Origin of the sequence: Sulfitobacter sp. (genome assembly GCF_041552635.1) — a bacterium.
Taxonomy (GTDB): Bacteria; Pseudomonadota; Alphaproteobacteria; order Rhodobacterales; family Rhodobacteraceae; genus Sulfitobacter.
Genome location: NZ_JBFEKM010000002.1, coordinates 22,257 through 43,354 on the forward strand (window position 1 = coordinate 22,257; position 21,098 = coordinate 43,354).

The 21,098-nt window shown below is 54.9% G+C and carries 18 protein-coding genes; 10 read left to right on the forward strand and 8 right to left on the reverse strand.

The window, feature by feature from the left end; all coding sequences use genetic code 11:
* Nucleotides 1-55: 55 nt before the first annotated feature.
* On the reverse strand, nucleotides 56-1,180 hold the full coding sequence (locus ABYT07_RS00415; protein ID WP_372988607.1) for an MHYT domain-containing protein: 1,125 nt from the start codon (nucleotides 1,178-1,180) through the stop codon (nucleotides 56-58).
* 263 nt (nucleotides 1,181-1,443) lie between these two features.
* Between ABYT07_RS00415 and ABYT07_RS00420 the strand changes: the two genes are divergently transcribed.
* The 3 genes from ABYT07_RS00420 (at nucleotide 1,444) to ABYT07_RS00430 (ending at nucleotide 7,331) form a co-directional block, all read left to right on the forward strand.
* Nucleotides 1,444-2,028, forward strand: coding sequence for a hypothetical protein (locus tag ABYT07_RS00420; RefSeq protein WP_372988608.1), 585 nt, complete (start codon nucleotides 1,444-1,446; stop codon nucleotides 2,026-2,028).
* A gap of 91 nt (nucleotides 2,029-2,119) precedes the next feature.
* The gene (locus tag ABYT07_RS00425) at nucleotides 2,120-2,695 is read left to right on the forward strand and encodes an HdeD family acid-resistance protein (protein ID WP_372988609.1); all 576 of its coding nucleotides are present in this window, start codon (nucleotides 2,120-2,122) and stop codon (nucleotides 2,693-2,695) included.
* Between the two features lie 169 nt (nucleotides 2,696-2,864).
* The gene (locus tag ABYT07_RS00430) at nucleotides 2,865-7,331 is read left to right on the forward strand and encodes a CheR family methyltransferase (protein ID WP_372988610.1); all 4,467 of its coding nucleotides are present in this window, start codon (nucleotides 2,865-2,867) and stop codon (nucleotides 7,329-7,331) included.
* 77 nt (nucleotides 7,332-7,408) lie between these two features.
* On the opposite strand, the gene ABYT07_RS00435 is transcribed toward ABYT07_RS00430, so the two are convergent.
* From ABYT07_RS00435 to ABYT07_RS00445, 3 genes are read right to left on the reverse strand one after another with little or no spacing between them, the layout of a single operon-like run.
* Nucleotides 7,409-8,644 carry an APC family permease gene (locus ABYT07_RS00435; protein ID WP_372988611.1) on the reverse strand — a complete coding sequence of 412 codons (1,236 nt, stop codon included), beginning with the start codon at nucleotides 8,642-8,644 and terminating at the stop codon, nucleotides 7,409-7,411.
* Nucleotides 8,637-9,434, reverse strand: a complete 798-nt coding sequence (locus ABYT07_RS00440; protein ID WP_372988612.1) for a hypothetical protein — start codon at nucleotides 9,432-9,434, stop codon at nucleotides 8,637-8,639. Before ABYT07_RS00440 ends, ABYT07_RS00435 begins: the two co-directional genes overlap by 8 nt.
* The gene (locus ABYT07_RS00445) at nucleotides 9,431-11,905 is read right to left on the reverse strand and encodes a Lon protease family protein (RefSeq protein WP_372988613.1); all 2,475 of its coding nucleotides are present in this window, start codon (nucleotides 11,903-11,905) and stop codon (nucleotides 9,431-9,433) included. Before ABYT07_RS00445 ends, ABYT07_RS00440 begins: the two co-directional genes overlap by 4 nt.
* A gap of 422 nt (nucleotides 11,906-12,327) precedes the next feature.
* On the opposite strand from ABYT07_RS00445, the gene ABYT07_RS00450 reads away from it, so the two are divergent.
* The 4 genes from ABYT07_RS00450 (at nucleotide 12,328) to ABYT07_RS00465 (ending at nucleotide 14,679) form a co-directional block, all read left to right on the forward strand.
* Nucleotides 12,328-12,762, forward strand: coding sequence for a thioredoxin domain-containing protein (locus ABYT07_RS00450; protein WP_372988614.1), 435 nt, complete (start codon nucleotides 12,328-12,330; stop codon nucleotides 12,760-12,762).
* Between the two features lie 117 nt (nucleotides 12,763-12,879).
* A complete protein-coding gene (locus ABYT07_RS00455; RefSeq protein ID WP_372988615.1) occupies nucleotides 12,880-13,101 on the forward strand; it encodes a hypothetical protein in 222 nt (73 codons plus the stop codon).
* Nucleotides 13,102-13,325: 224 nt separating this feature from the next.
* Nucleotides 13,326-14,210, forward strand: a complete 885-nt coding sequence (locus ABYT07_RS00460; protein ID WP_372988616.1) for an MBL fold metallo-hydrolase — start codon at nucleotides 13,326-13,328, stop codon at nucleotides 14,208-14,210.
* Between the two features lie 37 nt (nucleotides 14,211-14,247).
* Complete coding sequence (locus tag ABYT07_RS00465; protein WP_372988617.1) at nucleotides 14,248-14,679, forward strand: TIGR01244 family sulfur transferase; 432 nt, start codon at nucleotides 14,248-14,250, stop codon at nucleotides 14,677-14,679.
* 83 nt (nucleotides 14,680-14,762) lie between these two features.
* Here the strand turns inward: ABYT07_RS00465 and ABYT07_RS00470 are convergent, their stop codons facing one another.
* Nucleotides 14,763-15,608 (reverse strand): universal stress protein, encoded by an 846-nt coding sequence (locus ABYT07_RS00470; protein ID WP_372988618.1) that lies wholly within the window; start codon nucleotides 15,606-15,608, stop codon nucleotides 14,763-14,765.
* A 293-nt stretch (nucleotides 15,609-15,901) separates the two neighbouring features.
* Here ABYT07_RS00470 and ABYT07_RS00475 point away from each other — a divergent pair, with 293 nt between their 5' ends.
* Entirely contained in the window at nucleotides 15,902-16,201 is a 300-nt protein-coding gene (locus ABYT07_RS00475) for a chaperone modulator CbpM (RefSeq protein ID WP_372988619.1), read from the forward strand.
* Between the two features lie 21 nt (nucleotides 16,202-16,222).
* Here ABYT07_RS00475 and ABYT07_RS00480 read toward each other — a convergent pair whose 3' ends face one another.
* Both ABYT07_RS00480 and ABYT07_RS00485 read right to left on the reverse strand, forming a co-directional pair.
* A complete protein-coding gene (locus ABYT07_RS00480; protein ID WP_372988620.1) occupies nucleotides 16,223-17,446 on the reverse strand; it encodes an arginine deiminase in 1,224 nt (407 codons plus the stop codon).
* Between the two features lie 145 nt (nucleotides 17,447-17,591).
* Entirely contained in the window at nucleotides 17,592-18,431 is an 840-nt protein-coding gene (locus ABYT07_RS00485) for a universal stress protein (protein WP_372988621.1), read from the reverse strand.
* Between the two features lie 144 nt (nucleotides 18,432-18,575).
* Between ABYT07_RS00485 and ABYT07_RS00490 the strand changes: the two genes are divergently transcribed.
* Nucleotides 18,576-19,757, forward strand: a complete 1,182-nt coding sequence (locus ABYT07_RS00490) for a hypothetical protein (RefSeq protein WP_372988622.1) — start codon at nucleotides 18,576-18,578, stop codon at nucleotides 19,755-19,757.
* 20 nt (nucleotides 19,758-19,777) lie between these two features.
* A complete protein-coding gene (locus ABYT07_RS00495) occupies nucleotides 19,778-20,209 on the forward strand; it encodes a DUF2267 domain-containing protein (RefSeq protein WP_372988623.1) in 432 nt (143 codons plus the stop codon).
* A 62-nt stretch (nucleotides 20,210-20,271) separates the two neighbouring features.
* Here ABYT07_RS00495 and ABYT07_RS00500 read toward each other — a convergent pair whose 3' ends face one another.
* A complete protein-coding gene (locus ABYT07_RS00500; protein ID WP_372988624.1) occupies nucleotides 20,272-20,946 on the reverse strand; it encodes a helix-turn-helix domain-containing protein in 675 nt (224 codons plus the stop codon).
* Nucleotides 20,947-21,098 lie beyond the last annotated feature (152 nt).

Below are 21,098 nucleotides of genomic sequence, written 5' to 3' on the forward strand. Positions count from 1 at the left end.
CGCACGAAGTGCGTATGCACCCGCAGCAACCTGCCTGTTCCGTCTCACGTCTTCGTTAGACGCCAAGGCTTTCGCGGACCTGTTTCAGGTAGGACCTGCTGACGGTGACATGATCAAGATGTGCCATAGACTCAAAGAAGCACACCCCGTTGTCTTTCTTGCGCTCAAAGCTGGTGACGTGGTGGGTGTTAACCAAATAGCTGCGGTGAACTTTTACAAATTGCGTGTTGGCAAGTTTGGTTTCCATGGCGGAAATCGACCAAGGACAAAACAACCGACCTGATGGATGATAAAGGTAGGTATAGCGCCCTTCGGCCTGAACTGCGGCAACATCGTCGCTTTGGACAAAATGGGTCTGACCATCGCTTTCATACGGGATTCTGATGACCGCTGACTGGCGGGCTACAGGGGCATCTGCCGGGGTCTTTTCTGCGACAGGTTGGTGCGACTGGACGTTATTTTGCGACTTTCGCATCCCTTCGGCGAAGGTCACGCCAACGAGCAAAAAGGCACCCGAGATGACGAACGAAGACAGCGTGACGCCAAACGCCAGCACTTCGTTGCTCATCCACAGGCCGGTTGATAGGGCACCGTCGATCTTGACGAAATGCGTTCCGGCCATCGCAATAAAATGAACGGCCACGATGCTGATACCAAATACCAAAGTGCCTGACAGGATGTTGCGGCTTTCGCGGTGGCCATAGCTGATCCAAAAAGACACCACGCACAGCACGATAGACGCGACAATTGCCACACCAATACCGAAAGCCGAATAGACAGGTTTCACATCCTGAATGCCCGACATGCCGATATAGTGCATCGCCAGAATGCCAACACCCACGCACATCCCGGCCAGCGTGATCCGCAGCCCGGTCCGTTTGCCGAAATGCACCAGAAGCAGTGCAATGCCGGTAAGCAGTATGGCCACCAATGCCGACATCATCGTGACCAAGGCATCATAGTGAAAGGAGACTGGCAACGTCATTCCAAGCATGGCCACGAAATGCATCGACCAGATGCCGCTTCCCAAGGCAACGGCAGACATTGAGACGACCAGTTTCCGCTGTGCCACCCCCATCGCCGATGCGCCTTGCGTCAAAGACAGACCCGTAAACGCTGACATTATTGCAACCGCAAGCGATGCCAGAATGAGATAGTGATTGTGACCGTGCTCCAACATGAATCCCTTTTAGCGTTGCGGCAGGCGTTTGCAATTATATCGTGTGCTGGTTGACCGAACCTGTGCTTCCTGACCAGATTTATTCTGGGACAGGTATTGGCAGGCGGCGGGCGGCTTCGGCGGTTTTATCCTGCCGCCACATCCGGCGCGGCAAGATTGGGCAAATTTGCCGTTACCCGTTTTGATGCATCTCAATTCGGCGGGCACCATAAAACGCATAGTCAAGCGCAACAAACCCTGTTGCGCATGGCATGGAGACCGGAATGGCCGAGCTTGAGACCGAAACGAATAAAAGTAAAACCACATATATCAACATTCCCGAGGCTGTCGGGGTGTTTGACACGTTCGAAGCCCAGCAGGCCGCCTTCTATGATTTGCGCTCCGTAGGATTTCACCATTCGGATATCAGCCTTTTGGGAGGCGAGGATGCCTTGAGAGAAAAGCTCGGAACTGCCTATTGGCGCGCGTCCGAACTTGAGGATGATCCACGTGCCCCCCGGGCAAATTTCGTGTCCGAAGAGGCCATCGGAGAGCTTGAAGGTGCCATCGCAGGCGGGTTCTTTTTTGTTGGGTCGGCCATTGCCATGACAGCATTGTTGACACCCGCAAGCACCTTGGCCGCGTCGATTGCCGCCATCGCCATCGGCGGAAGCCCTGCTGCTGTTATCGGGACGCTGCTGGCCAGACGGGCCGGACGGCACCACAAGGACTACTATGATAACCAGATCCGGCGGGGCGGCATTCTGATGTGGGTCCGTACACGTGACAAGGAACACGAAGATCTTGCGGTAAAGATCATGAAAGCGCACTCGGGACATGATGTGCATGTCCACGCCTGGAGCGAATGACCTCACCGGGTTTCGTGATCGGGAGGCCAATGATGAGGTCCGGCCAGAAAACGACCGATCACAGCTTACTTAAAGAGCAAGGGTATACGATATGGACCGCCAATATTCCGGCCAACCGCCAAGCCCCGTTGCGCGGGCGATCCAGCACTGGAGACGATGGCTGTCCGTGACCGGTATCGTGATGATCGTGCTCGGCATTCTGGCGATCATCATGCCGGTTGTCAGCTCTTACGCGGTGGGCTTTTTGATTGGGTCCGTCTTGACCCTCGGGGGGATACTTGCCGTGATGTTGGCGGTGTCGTTTCAGGGAACACGCGTGTTTGTCTGGATGCTGGTGGCCGGGATTTTCCCCCTTTGCGCGGGGCTTTATCTTTTATTCTTTCCGGCCTCGGGTCTGGTGACGCTCACCTTCTTGATCGCCGCAATCCTGCTGCTCAGGGGGCTTGCCCAAAGCGCATTCGCATTCGACATGGGCGGGATCAAAGGGTCAGGGTGGGTCTTGGTTTCAGGCCTGGTAAGTGTCGGGCTGGCGGCTTTTATATTTGCGGCCCTGCCCGAATCGTCAACTGTTTTGCTGGGCATTCTGTTGGGGCTTGATCTGATCGCTTCAGGGGTATCTTTGGTGGTCCTTGCCGCCGCGATGCCGCGCGTGTCAGATCCTGTGTGACGCGCGAGAACGGTCCCTTTTGAAGTGATACCGGTCAATCGCCATCCTCTGGTTCTTCTTTACTTTTTTGTATTGAAGCGTTCTTCTTTGAGGTGAAGATGTGCCGATCACGTGGACGTCTTACATGAGAACTGTAATACGAGCCTTTTTGGTAGGAAACTGAAACGACATGGCGCGCAAAGCAACAAAATTACCTACAACGCGCAAAACCACGACGGTTATTTCAAAGGTTGCCGATGGCAAAGGACCTGAGCGGGGTATTGTCCCTGTTGTGGGTGTCGGGGCCTCCGCGGGCGGTCTTCAGGCCTACAGCGCATTTCTGGATGCTACGGCTTCCGATACGGGGGCAGCCTTTGTTCTGGTGCATCACGTGGACCCGGAACACAAAAGCCTTATGGCCGATATTCTGTCCAATCACACGGATATGCCTGTGGTACTGGCCGAGGATGACAGCAAAGTTCAAGCGAACCATGTGTATGTTATCCCTCCGAACTTTTTCCTGCAAATCAAGGATGGTGTATTGCACCTGACCAAGCCGACAGACCGCCGCGGGGCGCGCTTGCCGATTGATCTGTTCTTGCGGTCATTGGCAAAAGATCTGGATCAAAACGCCATCGCAGTCATCCTGTCGGGAACCGGCAGCGATGGATCGGCGGCGATCAGCGATATCAAAGAACACAACGGCATTGTCCTGATTCAAGACCCCACGGAAGCAACACACGACGGCATGCCGCGCAGTGCGATTGCGACCGGAGTGGCCGATCATGTCATAGCCGTGGCCAAGATGCCCGCCATCATTGCGGATTACATCCGGCACCCGTTCATAAAGAACCCCAAGGCGAAAAAGGTGATAGGCGATAATGCCAAGGATTCGCTGGAACAGATCATAACTGTTTTGAAGGCCTATTCCCCAATCGATTACAACTTGTACAAAGACGGCACGTTGCTGCGCAGGATTGAACGGCGGATGGCGCTGCGGCACATGGAAAACTCGGGTGACTACCTCGCGCTGTTAAAGGACTCGGCCGAGGAGGCACAAAACCTCTGTACTGATCTTTTGATCAGCGTCACCTCGTTCTTCCGCGATCCGGACGCCTTTGAATATCTTGAAAAGAACGTGGTGGACGGGCTGGTGAAAACCCATGACGCAGGGCACCCCGTGCGGATATGGGTGCCAGGATGCGCCACCGGCGAAGAAGCCTATTCGCTGGCGATGCTTGTCATTGAAAAGATATCGGCCGTGCGCAAGAATGTGAAGCTGCAGGTCTTTGCCTCGGACGTGGATGAACGTGCGCTGACGATCGCGCGAAATGGCGTTTATCCGGATTCGATCGCCGAAGATGTCTCGGCACGCCGGCTGAAGCGGTTCTTTACCAAGGAAGACCACAGCTACCGCGTTAAACCTGAACTGCGCGATGCGGTTGTGTTTGCCAGCCAAAATATCCTGTCGGATGCGCCTTTCTCGAAAATAGACCTGATTTCTTGCCGTAACCTGATGATCTACCTGACGCCCGATGCGCAGGAACGTGTCATTCAGTTGTTTCACTTTGCGCTCAATGAGGGGGGGGTTCTGTTTCTGGGCATGTCCGAGACGACGGGAACTTACGACGGGTTTTTTGAACCGTTGTCAAAAAAATACCGCCTCTACAAACGCGTGGCACACGCGCGCGGCCGCACATTTGATTTCCCGATCGCACAACGCCCATTTGCAAATACAGCGGCCGCCCAAAAGCGTGGCCAGTTCCAGGCGGTTTCCAATAAACTGGCCGAGCTAAGTCAAAGCCTTCTTATCGAACGTTATGCCCCTGCTGCTGTTCTTATCAACGCCCAGTCAGAGGCGCTTTATCTTGAGGGGCCTACGGATAATTATCTCAAGGTGCCTTCGGGCGAAACAAGCCGTGACCTTTTGGCGATGGCGCGGCAGGGACTGCGCGCACGCCTAAGCAGCGCAATTCGGACGGCACGGACGGACGATACTGAAACCCTTGAAAGGGCCACGATCACGCGGGGCGGCGAAAAGGTCGGGGTAACGATCCAAGTGCACCCGGTGACGCAGGATGAAGCCAAGTTGTATCTGGTAACCTTCGCTGACCAACCCGTTAAAGAAGGTCTTCCAGCTGCGGAAGACCTGAACGGAGAGGTGAACCGCCAGCTTGAACAAGAGCTTGAAACCACGCGCGCTGATCTGCGCATGACAATTCGTGACTATGAACGCTCAACCGAAGAGCTGAAGGCCGTTAACGAAGAAGCCATGTCGATGAACGAGGAGTTTCAATCGACAAACGAAGAGCTTGAGACCTCCAAAGAAGAACTGCAGTCGCTGAACGAAGAGCTGACGACCCTCAACACCCAGCTTCAGCAGAAGATCGATGATGAACGCCGCATGTCCGATGATCTGAACAACCTGCTGTCAAGTTCGGGCATTGCGACGCTGTTTCTGGACACAGATTTCAAGATCATGCGGTTCACGCCAGCGGTCCGCGAACTGTTCAACCTGATCAGCAAGGATATCGGGCGCCCCTTCAGCGACATCACCAGCAAGGTCAACGATTCTGAACTTCTCAATGATGCCGAAAAGGTTCTTCAGACGCTGGTTTCATCGGAATGCGAAGTCGAAAGCAACGACGGTCGCTGGTTCGTCCGTCGTATCCTTCCTTACCGCACGCAAAGTGGCAAGATTGACGGGGTTGCAGTGACATTCTCCGAAGTGTCCGACCTGAAGGCGTTGCAGCGTGAAACCACGACCGCCCGGGAATTTGCCGAAAGCATTATCAGCACAGTCCGCGAGCCGATGCTTGTTCTTGACGGCAATTTCAAAATCCTTTCGGCGAGCCTGTCATTCAATCGCATGTTTGAAACGGACGGGACCGATGTTATCGGACAAGATCTGTTTTCAATCCAGAACGGGCAATGGTCCGTCCCGCGGCTTCGCGAGTTGTTGGAAACCGTGCTGCCCGAGAAGAGGACAGTTGAGGCATTTAATGTCACTCTGGATGCCGGGGATCTGGGGCAGCGTGAAATGATTTTGAACGCCCGCAAGATCGAAGGGCGGCCAAAAGACCAAGAATGTATCTTGCTGGCGGCCGAAGATGTAACGGATCAGAACAAGGCGCAGCGCGCCATTCTGGACCGGGAGGCACGGCTTAGGGCCATTCTCGAGGCGGCTCCCGAAGCGATCGTGACGATTGATGAAAAAGGCAAGATCGGAAGCTTCAGCTTGGGTGCCGAAACCATATTTGGGTTCAGCGCCGATGAGGTGATCGGCAAGAATGTGAAGATCCTGATGCCTGAACCCGACCGCAGCAAGCACAAGGGCTATCTTGAACGCTATCTTAAGACCGGAGAGAAAAGGATCATTGGCAATGGTCGCGAGATGGAGGGCTGCCGCAAGGACGGTTCTCGGGTTCCGATCCGGTTGGCGGTATCCGAGGTGATGGTAAACGGCGTGCGCCATTTTCTGGGTATTATGCACGACCTGACAACAGAGAAAAAACAGCAAGCTGAACTGCACCGCGCGCAAAAGATGGAAGCCGTCGGTCAGTTGACGGGCGGTTTGGCGCATGACTTCAACAATCTTCTGACGGTCGTTATCGGGAATCTTGAACTTATTGAAATGCGCACCGATGACGCCAAGGTGCATGACCTTATCAAAGAGGCTCTCGAGGCGTCCAATCTGGGCGCGGCCCTGACCAACCAGTTGCTGTCCTTTGCAAAGAAACAATCCCTTGCGCCCGAAATCGTTGCCTTGAACGAGTTGGTTGATACGATGGTGCCAATCCTCAAGCGTACGCTGAATGAACAAATCCGCATTGAAACCCATCTTGCCAAGGATCTGGCGACGACGGTGGCAGATCCGGGGCAGATCGAAAGCGCCATCCTGAACCTTGCGATCAATGCCCGCGATGCGATGAAGGATGGTGGAACGCTGACCATCGAAACCAGCAACGTCACACTGGATGCCGACTATGCCGCAACGCAGGTTGATGTGGTACCCGGTGACTATGTTTGCCTGTCCGTGACCGACACCGGTGTCGGCATGACGCCGGACACGCAATCACGGGTTTTTGAGCCGTTTTTCACGACAAAGGGCCCCGGAGAGGGGTCAGGTCTGGGGCTTAGCATGGTGTATGGTTTTGCCAAACAATCAGGCGGGCACGTCACGCTTCACAGCAAGATCGGAAAAGGCGCGACCATCAAACTTTTCCTGCCTTTCGCAGTGGCGGGTGCGACCGCTACTGATACTTCCGCATCCGAAGAAGGCTCTGAAAAAGGGACTGAAACGATCCTGGTGGTGGAAGATGATCCAAAGGTTCGACGCTTGACGATGGCCCGTCTTGAGGAATTGGGCTACAAAGTTATTGCGGCTTCGGACGGTTCAAAGGCCATCGAAATACTGAAGCAGGATAAGGATATTGATCTGGTGATGTCCGATGTCTTGATGCCCGGTGGGATGACAGGTTTCGACGTTGCCAAGAATGCCGTGGCTTTGAGGCCGGAGATCAAGATATTGTTGGCGACGGGCTATGCCAAAGGGGCCGAGCCAAAAAGCGGAACCACTGAAGCGGGATACCGGGTTCTACGCAAGCCGTACGGGTTGCGAGAGTTGGCGGTTAAATTACGCGAGGTCTTGGACTGAGAAACCTCTGCGGGCTGTTTTTGTGGGCTGAAGACGCGATGGCGGTCTGACCGTCGCCAAAGGGGCTGTGCATATCATCAACCGATAAAGATCGGCCCAACAAGCATTGCCACGCAAGTGACCAAGCCGATAACGGGGATAATCGCCGGTACAATGAGTATCCCGTCGGGTGCCGGATCGCCGCGCCATTTGATCCGCAATAGCGCTAGGTTGATCAGAATAAACACCACAAGGACAACTTGGGATGTGCGTTCTGCTAGGATGTTGATCGGGAACAATAAGGCAAATGCCAGAGTGCCTACGGTCACCAGACCTGTGGCAAGCAATGGTGTTCGTGTGCGGGCATCCAGCTGCGCCAATCCCTTGGGCAGACGGCCCACGTTGGCCATGCCATATATAATGCGCGCGGAAAGAATGGCCTGAATGACGACCCCGTTCAAGGTGGCGGCAATCGCGATAAGGGTGATTGCAGTCGGTGACATCCCTGTAAGGCTTTTGTACAGTAGGCTGATCGGTGCTGCCGATTGGCCCAGGTCGTCGAGGGGCAGGAGTAACACGGCAACCGCCGCCACCGAAAAGTAAAGCAGCGTCGTAATCACCAGTGTGATGAAGATGCCCATCGGCATATTGCGGGCGGGGTTTTCGGTTTCTTCGACAACATTGACCATACCGTCAAAGCCGATAAAGGCAAAGAAGGCGAGCAGGCTGGCCACGCCGATTGACGTCAGCGCAGGCGTGTCTGACGGCTGGGGGAAAACAGTAGGCAGCGCAATAATGATGTCAGGTTGGTACCATATGCCCGCGATCACCACGACGACCAGCCCCAGAACTTCGATGACGGTCAAGACTGCGGAAAACCGGACTGATTCAACGATGCCCCATGCAGCGATAAACCCTGAAAAAAGCACAGTCAGCGCGATGATCATCCAAAGGGGCAGGGGCACCAGCAAAGCGACGTATCCCGCGCACCCTACTGCAATCGCTGCCGCCGAAATCGTTCCGGCAGCAAGCAACAAGGCCCCTGTCAGAACCGTCAGGGATGGTATCCTGAAAGCGGCTTCGACATAGGCGGCTTCGCCAGCGCTTTGGGGGAAACGGCCAGACAGTTCGCCAAAGCTGCTGGCACTGAACAGCATTACGAACGCCGCCACCAAAAAGGACACCGGCGCATATACTCCGGCCTGTGCAACGGTCGCGCCGACAAGGACATAGATGCCCGCGCCGATGGTGACGCCCAAGCCGTAAAACACCAAAAGCGGCAGCGAAATAGCCCGTCGCAGTGTCGGTGGCGGCATTCCTTGGGTGTTAGACATCAGTGTCGTTATCTGTCTTGTTGGCGACCGGCGGAAAATGCGTGTTATGTTCAAGCAATGAACCGGTGTCTGACGCGCCAAACACGACCACGGGGCATCGGGCCGCTTCAAGAAGCCGCAACAGATCAGTCTGGCTGTGAAGGGGACCACCTTGGAATTCCGCCAAAACGACCTGCGCATTCTGACGGGTCAGTGCGCGTAGCGCGTCATCAAGAGTGTCAAATTGAAGGTTTTTAGAAGCGCGCGCGCCGATGGCCTTTTCACCATTTTGCCTGACTGAAAATACAATACGCTCTGCAGACAGCTGTTTTGACAGGCGGCTGGACGCTTCTTCCATTTCGACGCTGGGATTTCGCGAGGTTTGCAAAATGATAATTTTCCCCGGTATCCTGTGGAGATGACGATATCCCAAAACAAGAACATCCCACCCCGCTGCGGCGCGGAGTGCTGTCTGAACAAGTTCACCCTTATCCTGCATAAACGTCCACTGGGTACCGTGTGGCGTGGCAACACGCGCCAGAACTCGCCGAAAGGCCCGTGCGTCCGCCCTCAAGTGGCTGCGAAGCTGCGCATGACTTGGGGCCAGTGCTGTCTTGCCACTGAGTAGAACAATGCGTTGGTTGGGGATCTGAGATGTTGCAATCATGTCCACCTCTTCGACCAGAATGCCGCCAAGACCCGCGAGAAAAATGCGTGGGAACTGTTCAACGATGCGCAACCCTGCTGCCGCATCTGCAAAGGATCCGGCACCGACAAGAATGCGCAGCCCTGCGCGGTGCGCCGTCTTCATTGGTCTGTGCCATTGCCGGGGCCAATATCTAACCCGTCGTTGTTATGGTCTGCGAACTTGCGGCGGGTTTCAGCAAAGGCATGCAGTTGGGCTTCGACTTTGCCATTGATGCTGCTTTTCGGGAACTGCCCGTTCCGGCCGCGTCGTCCAGCTGTCACTCCTGTCAGCGCTTCGATCCCCTGATCAATAGTCTTGACCGGTATGACGTTAAAATCCCCGTTCTTGGCGGCCTCTACCACGTCAGAGCGCAGCATGAGGTGGTCAATATTTGACGCAGGAATAAGGACGCCTTGCTCTCCGGTGAGGCCTTGGGCCATGCAGATGTCAAAGAATCCCTCGATCTTTTCATTCACCCCTCCGATGGCTTGCACGTCGCCGTTCTGGTTCACAGATCCGGTTACGGCAACGCCCTGACGAATGGGTACACCGGACAATGCTGACAGCAGGGCATAAAGCTCGGCCGATGATGCGCTATCGCCATCTATGCCACCATAGCTTTGTTCGAAGACCAGACTTGCGTGCAAGGAGATCGGGACATCCAGCGCGTAATGCGACGCAAGATAACTGCCCAGAATAAGCACACCTTTTGAATGGAGCGGTCCACCCAATTCGACCTCGCGTTCGATATCGACCAGCTTGCCGGTGCCCATGCGCACGCGCGCCGTGATGCGCGAAGGGCGGCCAAAGTGGTTTCTGCCGATCGCGAAAACAGAAAGACCGTTTATCTGACCGACCGACTGGCCTTTGACATCAATCAGAATGGTCTTCCGCGTCACGGCTTCTTGCATCCGTTCCTTGATGCGCGAGCCTCTTAGCACGGATTGCCGTATCGCGTGGTCAATGTCGTCAGCGGAAATCAGATCTTGTTTTTGCCCCGTTGCGTAAAAATCAGCCTCCCGCATAACGTCCGTCAGCTTGGAAAGCTCAAGAGTGAGTTTTGTGCTATCATCTGCAAGCCGCACAGCGTGGTCCAATAATGCAGCGACGGCGGCGGCTGTCAGTGGCTTCAGATTTTCTTTGGCGGCATATCCGGCAACGAGCCGCGCCATTGCGCGGGTATTCTTGGCAGTGCGGGGCAGATCATCTTCGAAATCTGCCTCGAGCTTGAATAATTTGCCGAACTCCGGATCAAGGTGCAGCAGCAACATATGCAGCCGCCTGCCACCGACCAGAATAATACGGATATCGAGCGGAATAGGGTCGGGTTCCAGCGTCACGGTCGACGACAAGCTTAGGCGTTCCGCCAGCGAGGTTATTGATATTGATTGGCTTTGCAGGCAGCGCTTTAGCGTGTCCCAAGCATAAGGTTCAACAAGAATCCGATTGGCATCAATCACCAGGTACCCACCATTCGCACGGTGAAGAGCGCCTGGTTTGATCAACGTGAAATTCGTCGAAAGGGTGCCCATTTCTGAAATATGTTCGATCCGCCCTGTCAGATGGCTGACTGATGGCAAATCCTCGGTGACGACCGGCGCTGCGGGGGGGCCTGCCTCGTGCGAGACCATGATATTGACAGCGTATCTGTCAAAACGCGGGTCTTGATGGTGTTTATGGATCACCTCGGGAAACGGACCGCCGTTGGGTTTGGTCGCGGACATCAAAAACAGTTCAGCGTTTGAAACCATGTCCAAGCGGGTTTTTTCCAGATAGGCCAAGATGTTTTCGGCGTTTTTGAACTGGGTCTGGACTTCTTTTATCCTGATCGAAACGATCTGTTCGGCCAATGCCGCGTGCAGTTCCTCGATCCTTTGGCGGTGCTCTTTTTCCAGTTGCGGACCATGCTTGAGGATATCTGCCAGTTGCTCTTGCAACTTTTCGATTTTCTCGTCGATCTCATTGCGTTGTTCCGGTGGCAGTGCCTCGTAGACTTCTGGTTTAATGGGTTTTCCATCTACGACCGCCGACAGCATAAACCCCATCGGCGTCCTTAACAGGGCAACGTTTTGCGCATGCGCCTGTTCAGAAAATTCTGCGATAGGTTCCTCGTGCTTTTGGCCAAACTCATCTTCAATGGCACGGCGTTGCGTTTGATAATCTTCTGATTCAAACAAAGCAGGGATGTCGTTTGCCAGATCGTCGACCAAATGCTGCATCGCCAGCTTTAGGGCCGCTGCAGTTCCGGGGGCCAGTTGCATCGCATGCGGTTTATGTGGTGCATCAAAGTTGTTCACATAGACCCAGTCGGAGGGAAGCGGGCGCGTGGCTGCTGCTTCGGTCAGCAGTCGGGCAACAGCGGTATGTCGCCCTGTGCCCTCGCGGCCCAAAACGTATAAATTGAAATCTTTGTGGTCGATGTTGGCAGATAACTTGATTGCGTCAATCGCTCGGTCTTGTCCGGCTAACCCGCGCGCCGGTTTCAGCGACGCGGTGGTGTCGAACCCAAGCGTTTCGGGGTCACATTCCGCGCGTAAGCGCTTGAACGATAGACCTGCGGGAAGCGCTGATTTTTTGCGTGTTTTGCCAGCCACTTCAAAACCCCTTCAAGGCGGTCAATGGGCCAGGCGATCAGACTGCGTAAACACACGGATCGGCGATCTGGCATTTTCAATCCTGCAAGACAAACCATATGCGAGCACCGTCCAGACCATCGCAAAGCAAGTCACCATTGGCGGGATCATAAATTGAATTTGGTGCATGTGACAGTTCCTGTGGTTTATTCAATGTATGGTATCTATTTATGGGTTTTAGGTCGCAGTTGATTGACACGTATCAATTTGCGTTCGCCCTTGGTTTGGTTCGGACGGGGGGAAAATGCCGCACAGGTGGATTGATCATCGTCAAGCAGGCAGGGTGAGCGTGCACTAAGAACCACAGCATGCACGATCCGCCCATGGCTGGTATAATCGGGCAGACCTTTGGTCTAAATCCATTGCCGAAAGGAAACGCTAAGATGAAAGAGTCCCTAACACTAAGCTGTCTGTCATGCGGGCAAGTGAACCGCTTTCCTGCGGCCAAGCTTGAGGCCAGTCCAAAATGTGCAAAATGCGGTGCCTTGTTGGCCAGCGGCGATGTTGCCGCGATCGGGGAACGGCAACATGACAAGGCAACGCAGACAGACGATCTGCCGTTGCTTGTTGATTATTGGGCCCCTTGGTGCGGGCCGTGCCGGACAATGGCCCCTGAATTTGCGACGGCAGCCAAAGCGTTGCGATTCAAGGCACGTTTTGCCAAAATCGATACAGAACAGTTTCAGGCAGTTTCCCAACGCTTGCAGATCAGGGGCATTCCGCTTTTGATCCTATATGCAGGGGGCAAAGAAATCGCGCGGCTGTCCGGTGCCCGGCCAGCGGCAGAGATAGAGAAACTTGTACGCCAACATCTTTGAATAGTTGTCGACACCAGCACCGGGTCGCGCGCAGGAACGGGACTGCGATTGATGCCGGTCAATTGGGCGGCCTGCGCAATGGGGTAATCAAACGTGACCCCATCGAAAGGCCGGAAGATGACAGATAAGAACCAAGACCCACCTGCGGAGGAACCCCCCAAGGAAGTTCCCAAAGAAGCGCCGATGCCAGTAGACCCGGAACAGAAACCCATCTCTCCTGAAGACCCGCAGCCCAAAGATCCGCAGGCTGATCCTATTGAGCCTGAAGTTCCCGAGCCGTCCAGCGATCCGGAAGATCCAATGTATGACCCTTTTGAAAACGGTAATTTCCCGGTCTAGACAGTGGATTGGGACCAGCCGATTAAGTTCAATGCTGCTTTGGGCATCACCCTAAGTGCTGCATCCTTGGCGCTTGGTTCTATCGTTCTGGCTGTCGTGATCTCTTGCTGCGCCATTGATAAATCTCAACCCTTAGCGGGCAATTCCACCCCAGTGTGATTTGATCACAGAAGCCCGCCTTTGGCGGCTCTAGCTTTCGAGCAAAGCTCAGAATGGAGAAAACGATGTCAGAGTTTCCGACAAACATGAATGTCCACCCAAAGGTTGAATCCTTTTTTGATCCCCAGACCTATACGATCAGCCATATCGTGATGGACCCCGGATCGACGTCTTGTGCCGTGATCGATTCCGTTATGGACATCAATTATGCGGCTGGCCGCATTTCCTATGAGCACGCTGATGAAATCATCGCCTATATCCAGAAACACAATCTCAAGCTTGATTGGTTGATTGAAACGCATGTGCATGCGGACCATCTTTCAGCGGCCCCCTATATCCAGTCCAAACTAGGTGGAAAAATCGGGATCGGGGATCAGATCACCGTTGTGCAAGAAACCTTTGGCAAGGTGTTCAATGAAGGCACCGAATTCCAGCGCGACGGATCGCAATTTGATGCGTTGTTCAAGGACGGCGATACCTACGAGATCGGGGGGCTGCCCGCGTTTGCGATCCATACTCCGGGGCATACGCCGGCGTGCATGGTGCATGTGATTGGCGATGCCGCCTTTGTGGGCGATACACTATTTATGCCCGATGGCGGGTCGGCGCGCGCAGATTTCCCCGGTGGGGACGCAGGGCAATTGTACGATTCCATCCAAAAAGTGTTGGCCTTGCCAGACGATATGCGCTTGTTCATGTGCCATGATTACGCCCCCGAAGGGCGCGAATTCATGTGGGAAACCACAGTCGCCGAAGAAAAGAAGAACAACATCCACGTCGGCCAGGGCAAGACCCGCGAGGAGTTCATAAAATTCCGCGAGGCGCGCGATGCGACGCTTGACGTTCCACGGCTGATCTTGCCATCGCTTCAGGTGAACATGCGCGCAGGCGACCTGCCCAAGACAAAAGACGGCAAGCCCATGCTCAAGGTGCCGATCAACGCCATCTGACCGGTGGTCTTTGTCGCATCTTGTAGGAGAGTGTATTATGGACATGCGAAAAATATCCGACCAGTTCTTTGTCGTGCCGCAAATCACGCAAACCGACTTTGCGATGCTGCGGGACAAAGGCATTCGATCCATCATCTGCAATCGCCCGGATGGCGAAGATGCAGGTCAGCCCAGATTTGAAGACCTGTCAAAGACGGCGCAAGAACAGGGTATCGAGATGCGCTTTGTTCCTGTGTCAGGGGGCATCTATGACGAGGAAGCTGTGGCCGATTTCACTGAGGCGCTGAACATTCTGCCAAAGCCCGTTCTGGCCTATTGCCGGACGGGAACCCGCTCGGCCACGCTGTGGGCTTTGGCCAAAGCGCCCGATATGTCTGTGGCGGAAATTCTGAGCGCGACCAAGAACGCAGGCTATGATCTGAAGGATATTGTGCCGCGGCTTTCAAAAGGCGGGAAGCCCGCCGACTGAGCAAGCGGACACAATCAACGACTTTTGGGTTTTGCGACAAGCGCGCCGGGGCATCGATATATGACCCGGCGCGCCAGCCATTGTTAATGCGCTAAAAATACAGGGAGTTCTTTTTGTTCGATCATTGTCCGGGTTGTGCCGCCCAAGACAGTCTGGATCATCCGCGCATGGCCATAAGCCCCCATGACCACAAGATCGGCACCGACTTCCTTGGCGCGGTCCTGAATGCATTGTCCCACATCCAATCCGCCGCTTGGGAATTGTGAAACGGTAACTTTGCATCCGTGATGGCTCAGCCATGCGGCGACATCTGTTCCGGGGTCCTGGCCATCCCGCTCTGCGGTCATAACCGGATCAATGCAGCCAATTACGATCTCTTCGGCAGCCTTCAACACGGGCAGGGCTGCATGAACGGCGGCAGCGGACGCATTGCTGCTGTCCCACGCGACAAAGACCCGTTTGGGTCTATGTGAGGGTGACCCGTTAAGCCGGAATCCGATGGGGGAATGGAACAGGATACCAGCGGCTGCCTCGCGTAGGATTTCGGGGGTGTCTGCAAGATTTGCGGCAAAATATGCTTCGTCGGATACGCGCGCCACCTGCGCGACATGATGTTTGAAATCAACGCTGACGCACAAGGCAGACTGGACAGCGCCAGAGGTATTGCTTTTGGCCAGCAAGGCTTCGACCTCTTGAACCCGGTCTTTTTGGATCTGCTTCGCTTCGGTGACCATTTCGGGCCAATTGTCGGGAATGTTCATGCCGCCATAAGGGGCCACGCCGTAGGCATATACCGGCAAGACAGGTGCCGCAGCCAATATCAGGCAAAGCAGACGGTTATCATCCACTGCGGCTGCCTCGGCAGCATCGCTGATCTGGCTGTCCGGGGTGTCGGCTGTCATCACATAAAGTATCGTCCGGCGTTTCATATAGTTCTCCATTCCTAAGATGCGCCGACCAATCAGCGCAGGCAGTATGTTCGAAACTATCACGGCCTTCGGAAATCTAACTGACACAGATCAAATAGAGACACGAATTTCGTGACATGCTTGGACGAAACTGGATGATCAGATGGTTGGCAGACGGGACCGAGAGACGACAGTAATCCGCGTGGCATTCGCCGCGCCGCGCAGGATTGCCACGCGGGACAAGAACACCCGCAACAGGGCACGTCACCCTGCGATTTCTTTGACCCAAGCGCCTATTTTGGAGGATATGAGAAATGAAGAAAACCACATTGAAAAGCGATATCGTTGACGCGTTGTCGTTGCAGGATTTGTGTCGGTTTTGTCACGCGGACGAAACTTGGGTCGTCGATCTGGTCGAGCATGGCGTGCTGGAGCCGATGGGCAGTACAAGTGGAAATTGGCGCTTTGTCGGCACCAGCATTGCGCGCGCCAAAAAAGCGCGACGGTTGAATCGTGATCTGGGCATCAATACGGCAGGCGTCGCCCTTGTGCTGGACCTTCTTGAGGAACGCGACACCATCCTGCGCCGTCTTGCGCAACACGAACCGGTATGACAGGCACGGGAAACAACGGGGCTACACCGCCGGATCGCGTGAAATGGGGCAGGTCATGCAGTGACTGCCACCGCGCCCACGGCCCAATTCGGCACCCCGTATGGTGATGACTTCGATGCCCGCCTTACGCAGCTGCGTGTTGGTATGGACGTTTCGGTCATAGGCCAGCACCACGCCCGGCTCCAACGCGAGGACATTATTGCCGTTGTCCCATTGTTCGCGTTCTTGTTCAAAGTGATCGCCACCGGTGGCGATGACGCGCAAGGCCGGAATAGAGAGAGCTTGCTGTACCACGTCAAAGACATGACCGGGGTCTTGGACCACACGCAGCCCGTGTTTTTCATCGGGGAAAAGCGAATAACACCTGATCTTGTCCGCAACTTGGGTAAAGCTGGTCACGACGTCGCGGTCGCAAAACGAAAACACGCTATCAAGGTGCATCGCTGCGCGAGACCTCGGCATCTGGCATGCAATCACACGTTCGGCGGCACCTTGATCAAAAAGGGATACCGCCAATTGGCCGACCGCTTGCGCAGATGTGCGTTCGCCCATCCCAATCAGCACGCAGCCTTCTCCGATGGGCATCACGTCACCGCCCTCAAGCGTGGCGGGGCCGAAATCAAGGTCGGGATCGCCCCACCAGACCTTTGTCTTGCCTGCAAAGCGCGGGTGAAACCGATAGATCGCGGTTGCGATCAGCGTCTCTTGTTGGCGCGCAGGCCAGTGCATCGGGTTCAGCGTGACTCCCCCGTAGATCCAGCTGCTGGTGTCGCGGGTGAAAATCAGATTGGGCAGGGGCGGCAGGACAAAGCCATCGGTGCCAAGAAACCTGCCGAACATGCCGTGCGGCTTGAAGGGAAGATCGCTGACCGTGATTCCGCCCGTCAGAAATCGCGTCAGCGCAGCGGCTGGCATTTCATTCAGCCAGCTGCGCAGCTCTTCCATCATACCGACGCCGATGTGATCTTCGGTGATCTTACGGTCCAACAGCCATTGTCGGGCCGCAGGTTGGCCCAGAATGTCAGTCAGAAGGTCATGCTGTTCCAGCACTTCGGCGCCCCGATGCCGCATCAATTCGCAAAAGCCATAGTGATCCTTGCGGGCCTCCTCCACCCAGAAAACATCGTCGAAAAGCAGCGCATCGCAATTGCCGGGTGTCAGGCGTTCATGTGCCAGTCCGGGGCGTGACGTCATGACCGTCCGCAGTTTGCCAACCTCGGAATATACACCAAGCGTGGCGGTCATGACGACGTGCCGTTTTGCGATGCCAAGATCATCAACCGTTCCTTCCAGTGATGGGGACCCTTGGGTCAGGATGATAGGGCATCGCAGGCTGCCTAGATTGAGATCGGTCAATGACGCCATGTAATAAAACGCGTCGTGCTTGCAGCTATTTACTGAACAGGATTGGCACCTTGTGGTCCCTCAGAAGCGCATGGGTGGTTGCACCGATCACAAAGTCATAGGTTCGCGAATGGCCAAAGGCACCGGTTGCAATAAGGTCCGCGCCTATTTCAAAAGCGGCCTTGTTCAGCACATCGGCGATGCTGTTTCCCATGGGTTCGCGGTGCGCCAATGTCGGTTTCAGGCCGTGGCGCGCGAACATCTCGACCATGTCAATCGCGTCTCCGTCCTGCAGGGCGTCTTGCTGGGCTTTGACGACACGTAACACTGTCAGGGTCGCACCGGCATCCGCAATCCACAGCAAATCATGGGCTGCGCGTGCCGCTTCTCTGGTGTCGCTCCAGCCCAAGAGCAGGTTCGCCCCGATCTCGGGGCCGTCATAGTCCAGCGGGACCACGATGACGGGGCGGCCGCTTTCGCGGATCACTTGGGTCTGGGCATTTCGCTGGTCGTAGCGGTCATGTTCCTTGTCTTCATGCGACATGATCACAAGGTCAGCCGCACGGGCACATTCCACCATTCTGTCGACAGCAGACACCGCTTCGGCACGGATCAACCGGAACTCGCTCACGAAGTCTTCGTTCTTCGTATGCTTCTCAAAAACCGCTTTAATCGCCTCGGATTCCATTTTTTGGCTGGCGTTGAATGTAGCAAAGGCCGGTTCAGGGATGTGCATGGCAATGCCCGGATAGACCAACAACGCTTCGACCGTATGTAAACCTATCAAATGTGCACCGTGTTTGCGCGCTAGGGGCACTGCGGCTTTCATCAGGGTTTCGGTATTTTCCGGTGTGGTCAGACAGACAAGTATCGTCTTCGGTCCCATGCGCTCATTCCTTTTTATCCGACAGCTTTGGCCTCGGGTAACGTCTAGCAAATCTATGCAAAGCTCCGATTGATCCCAGTCAATCGGAGCTTTGCGTTTTCAGGTACTTAAAAAGAGCACCGCAATTCTGTCGAGGAACTTTTCATGGGCACTTTTATTAACGGATTGGCCGTCATTGCAGCACTTGGCTTTTCCACGGCGTCTTGGGCTGAAACGGTTTCTGCCCGAAACGGTGACGATACATTCTTTGCCGGTTCGCAGCTTAGTCAGGCGGTAGATACAGTCGGCGACACGTTTATGGCGGCCCGTTCGGTCAACATAAATGGTGCCACGCAAGGCGATCTGCATGTCGCCGGATTTGACGTGTCCGTGAACACGGACGTGGTCGAAGACCTTTATGCGGCGGGGGGTACGCTGGTAATTCGGGGTGCCATCGCCAAGGATCTGACAGGTGCTGCGTTTTCTCTGCGCACCGAAAGAAGTTCTTTGACCCAAGGCAACGCGCGCCTGATGGGCAATACCGTCACGATCGAGGGGCCGGTTCAGGGTGCGCTGTCCGTGATGGGACGTGATGTGATCCTGAATGCTGCGATTACAGGCGATGCCCGAATTCTGGCGCAAACGCTATCGTTTGGCCCTGATGCCGTCGTCAGCGGGACGTTTACCTATAGCACCGAAGAAAAGATGCAAATTCCCGACACCGTCGCCGCTGCCGAAAGGGTCGTCTTTGAACGGATTTCAGGCGGGCGCGTCTGGGAGGAATGGCAAGACATGGGCAAGGACATGCCCGCTTTCCCTACCTTTATGTCCCTGTTGTTTGGCTTTGCGATCTCGCTTTTGTTCTTTCTGGTGCTGGGGGCCTTTATGTTGGGTTTCATGCCCAAACGTCTGGCGAAAATGCGCCGCAGCATAGCAGACGCACCGGGCCAAATCCTTCTGCTGGGTGTGATTGGTCTGTCGATGCTATTCGGGATGGTCCCGATCACGGCCATGACAATCGTCGGTATTCCCTTTGTGCCGGTGGTGGTGTTGGCCATCGTGGTGGCGTGGACGCTGGGCTATGCTTTGGGGGCATATAGTGTCGCGATGCGCATTTGGGCGGCCTTGGGCGGTTCGGAAGCGCCAAGCAACATAGCCCGCTTGCTGGTTTTAGCGGGGGCCATCATTTTTGTCGCGCTGCTGAATTTCATTCCGTTCGTCGGCTGGGTTGCCAATTTCACGCTGGTCCTGCTGGGCATCGGCGCAATGACGCGGGCAATCTTTCAATCGATGCTTGGTAATCCAGACGTTGCGTTGGACGTTGACCTTAAACCCCTAGAAGACTGACCCTACACAGGAGAAAACCCATGACAGCCCAAGGCTTGGAAGTAATCGACAACAGCGTTCATCTGACCCACGAATGGATCAACGAACTGGCAGAGCGCCTTGACTGGTCGTCAAAACGAAGCGCATTGCGCCTTTTGCGGATTACCCTGCGCCATTTACGGGATCATCTGGTGGTGAACGAAGTGGCGCAGATGTCCGCGCAATTACCCCTGCTGATCCGAGGGTTCTTTTTTGAAGGCTGGATGCCCAAACATACGCCGATCAAAGAACGCCACGTTAGCGATTTCAGTGCATTCATCACAACCCAGATGGGCGAGGCGGAAGAATACCGGGGGCGCGAAGATATCAAATGCGTGTTTGACCTGTTGAACAACCGCCTGAGCAGGGGAGAAGTCGAAGATCTTCGCGCCACTTTGTCCGAAGAAATCCGTAGTCTTTGGCCAGCCCCTTAGTCCCAACATAAACGCCACGGAAAAGACTGTTCCGTGGCGCTTGTTTCCCCGTGTCTTTGGGGTCAGTCGCAATCGCCCAGTGACAATCCAAGCAGGTCATCGGGCCGCTGAATGACAACCGTGTATATATTGTCGATGGCGATGATCTTGCTTTTGCGCATCTGGGTAAAAGTCCTGCTAACAGTTTCGGTTGTCAGTCCCAGGAAATCCGCAATGTCAGAGCGGCTCATCGGGAGCGTGACACTGACATATGCCCCCAATTTGGTCCCGACCCGTTCGGCTAGTACACATAGAAAGGAGGCCAGCTTTTCGCTCGCTGATTTTCGGCCAAGCATCATGAAGTGATCCTGCATTCCGCTGATTTCACGCAATGCCGCCTGCAACAGGGCGGTGTGCAATTGCGGGTCGCCCTCACCGCTCTCAAGGGCGGACCGACGGAAGGGTTGCAGGCGGACTTCGGTCAGTGCCTCGCAATCGGTGTGGTGTATGTTTGCCGAAGGAAACCCAACAATATCGCCCGGATAGCCAAAAGCGATAACCTGACGGCGCCCATCAGACAGCAAGCGCGTAAGCCGCAGAACACCGCTGGTCACTTGATAAAGCCATTCGACCTCGTCGCCCTCATAATACAGGTAAGACCCTGCTTTCAAACGAGTTTCGGCGGATTGGGGGAGTGAGCTTACAAGCGGCGTAAATGCGAAAAGGGTACTATTTTCGTTCGGGATTGTGACATACATTATTGTGAGCCTCCTATTTGATTGAGGTCAACTTGCTTAGCCAATGTATTCCGGCTTGGTCCCGTAGCCCGGATTTTTGTATCAATTTGTATCAAGGGGTCTCGATTATTAAGTCACATATTGTATAATTCATATACTTGATTGGCGCCCTA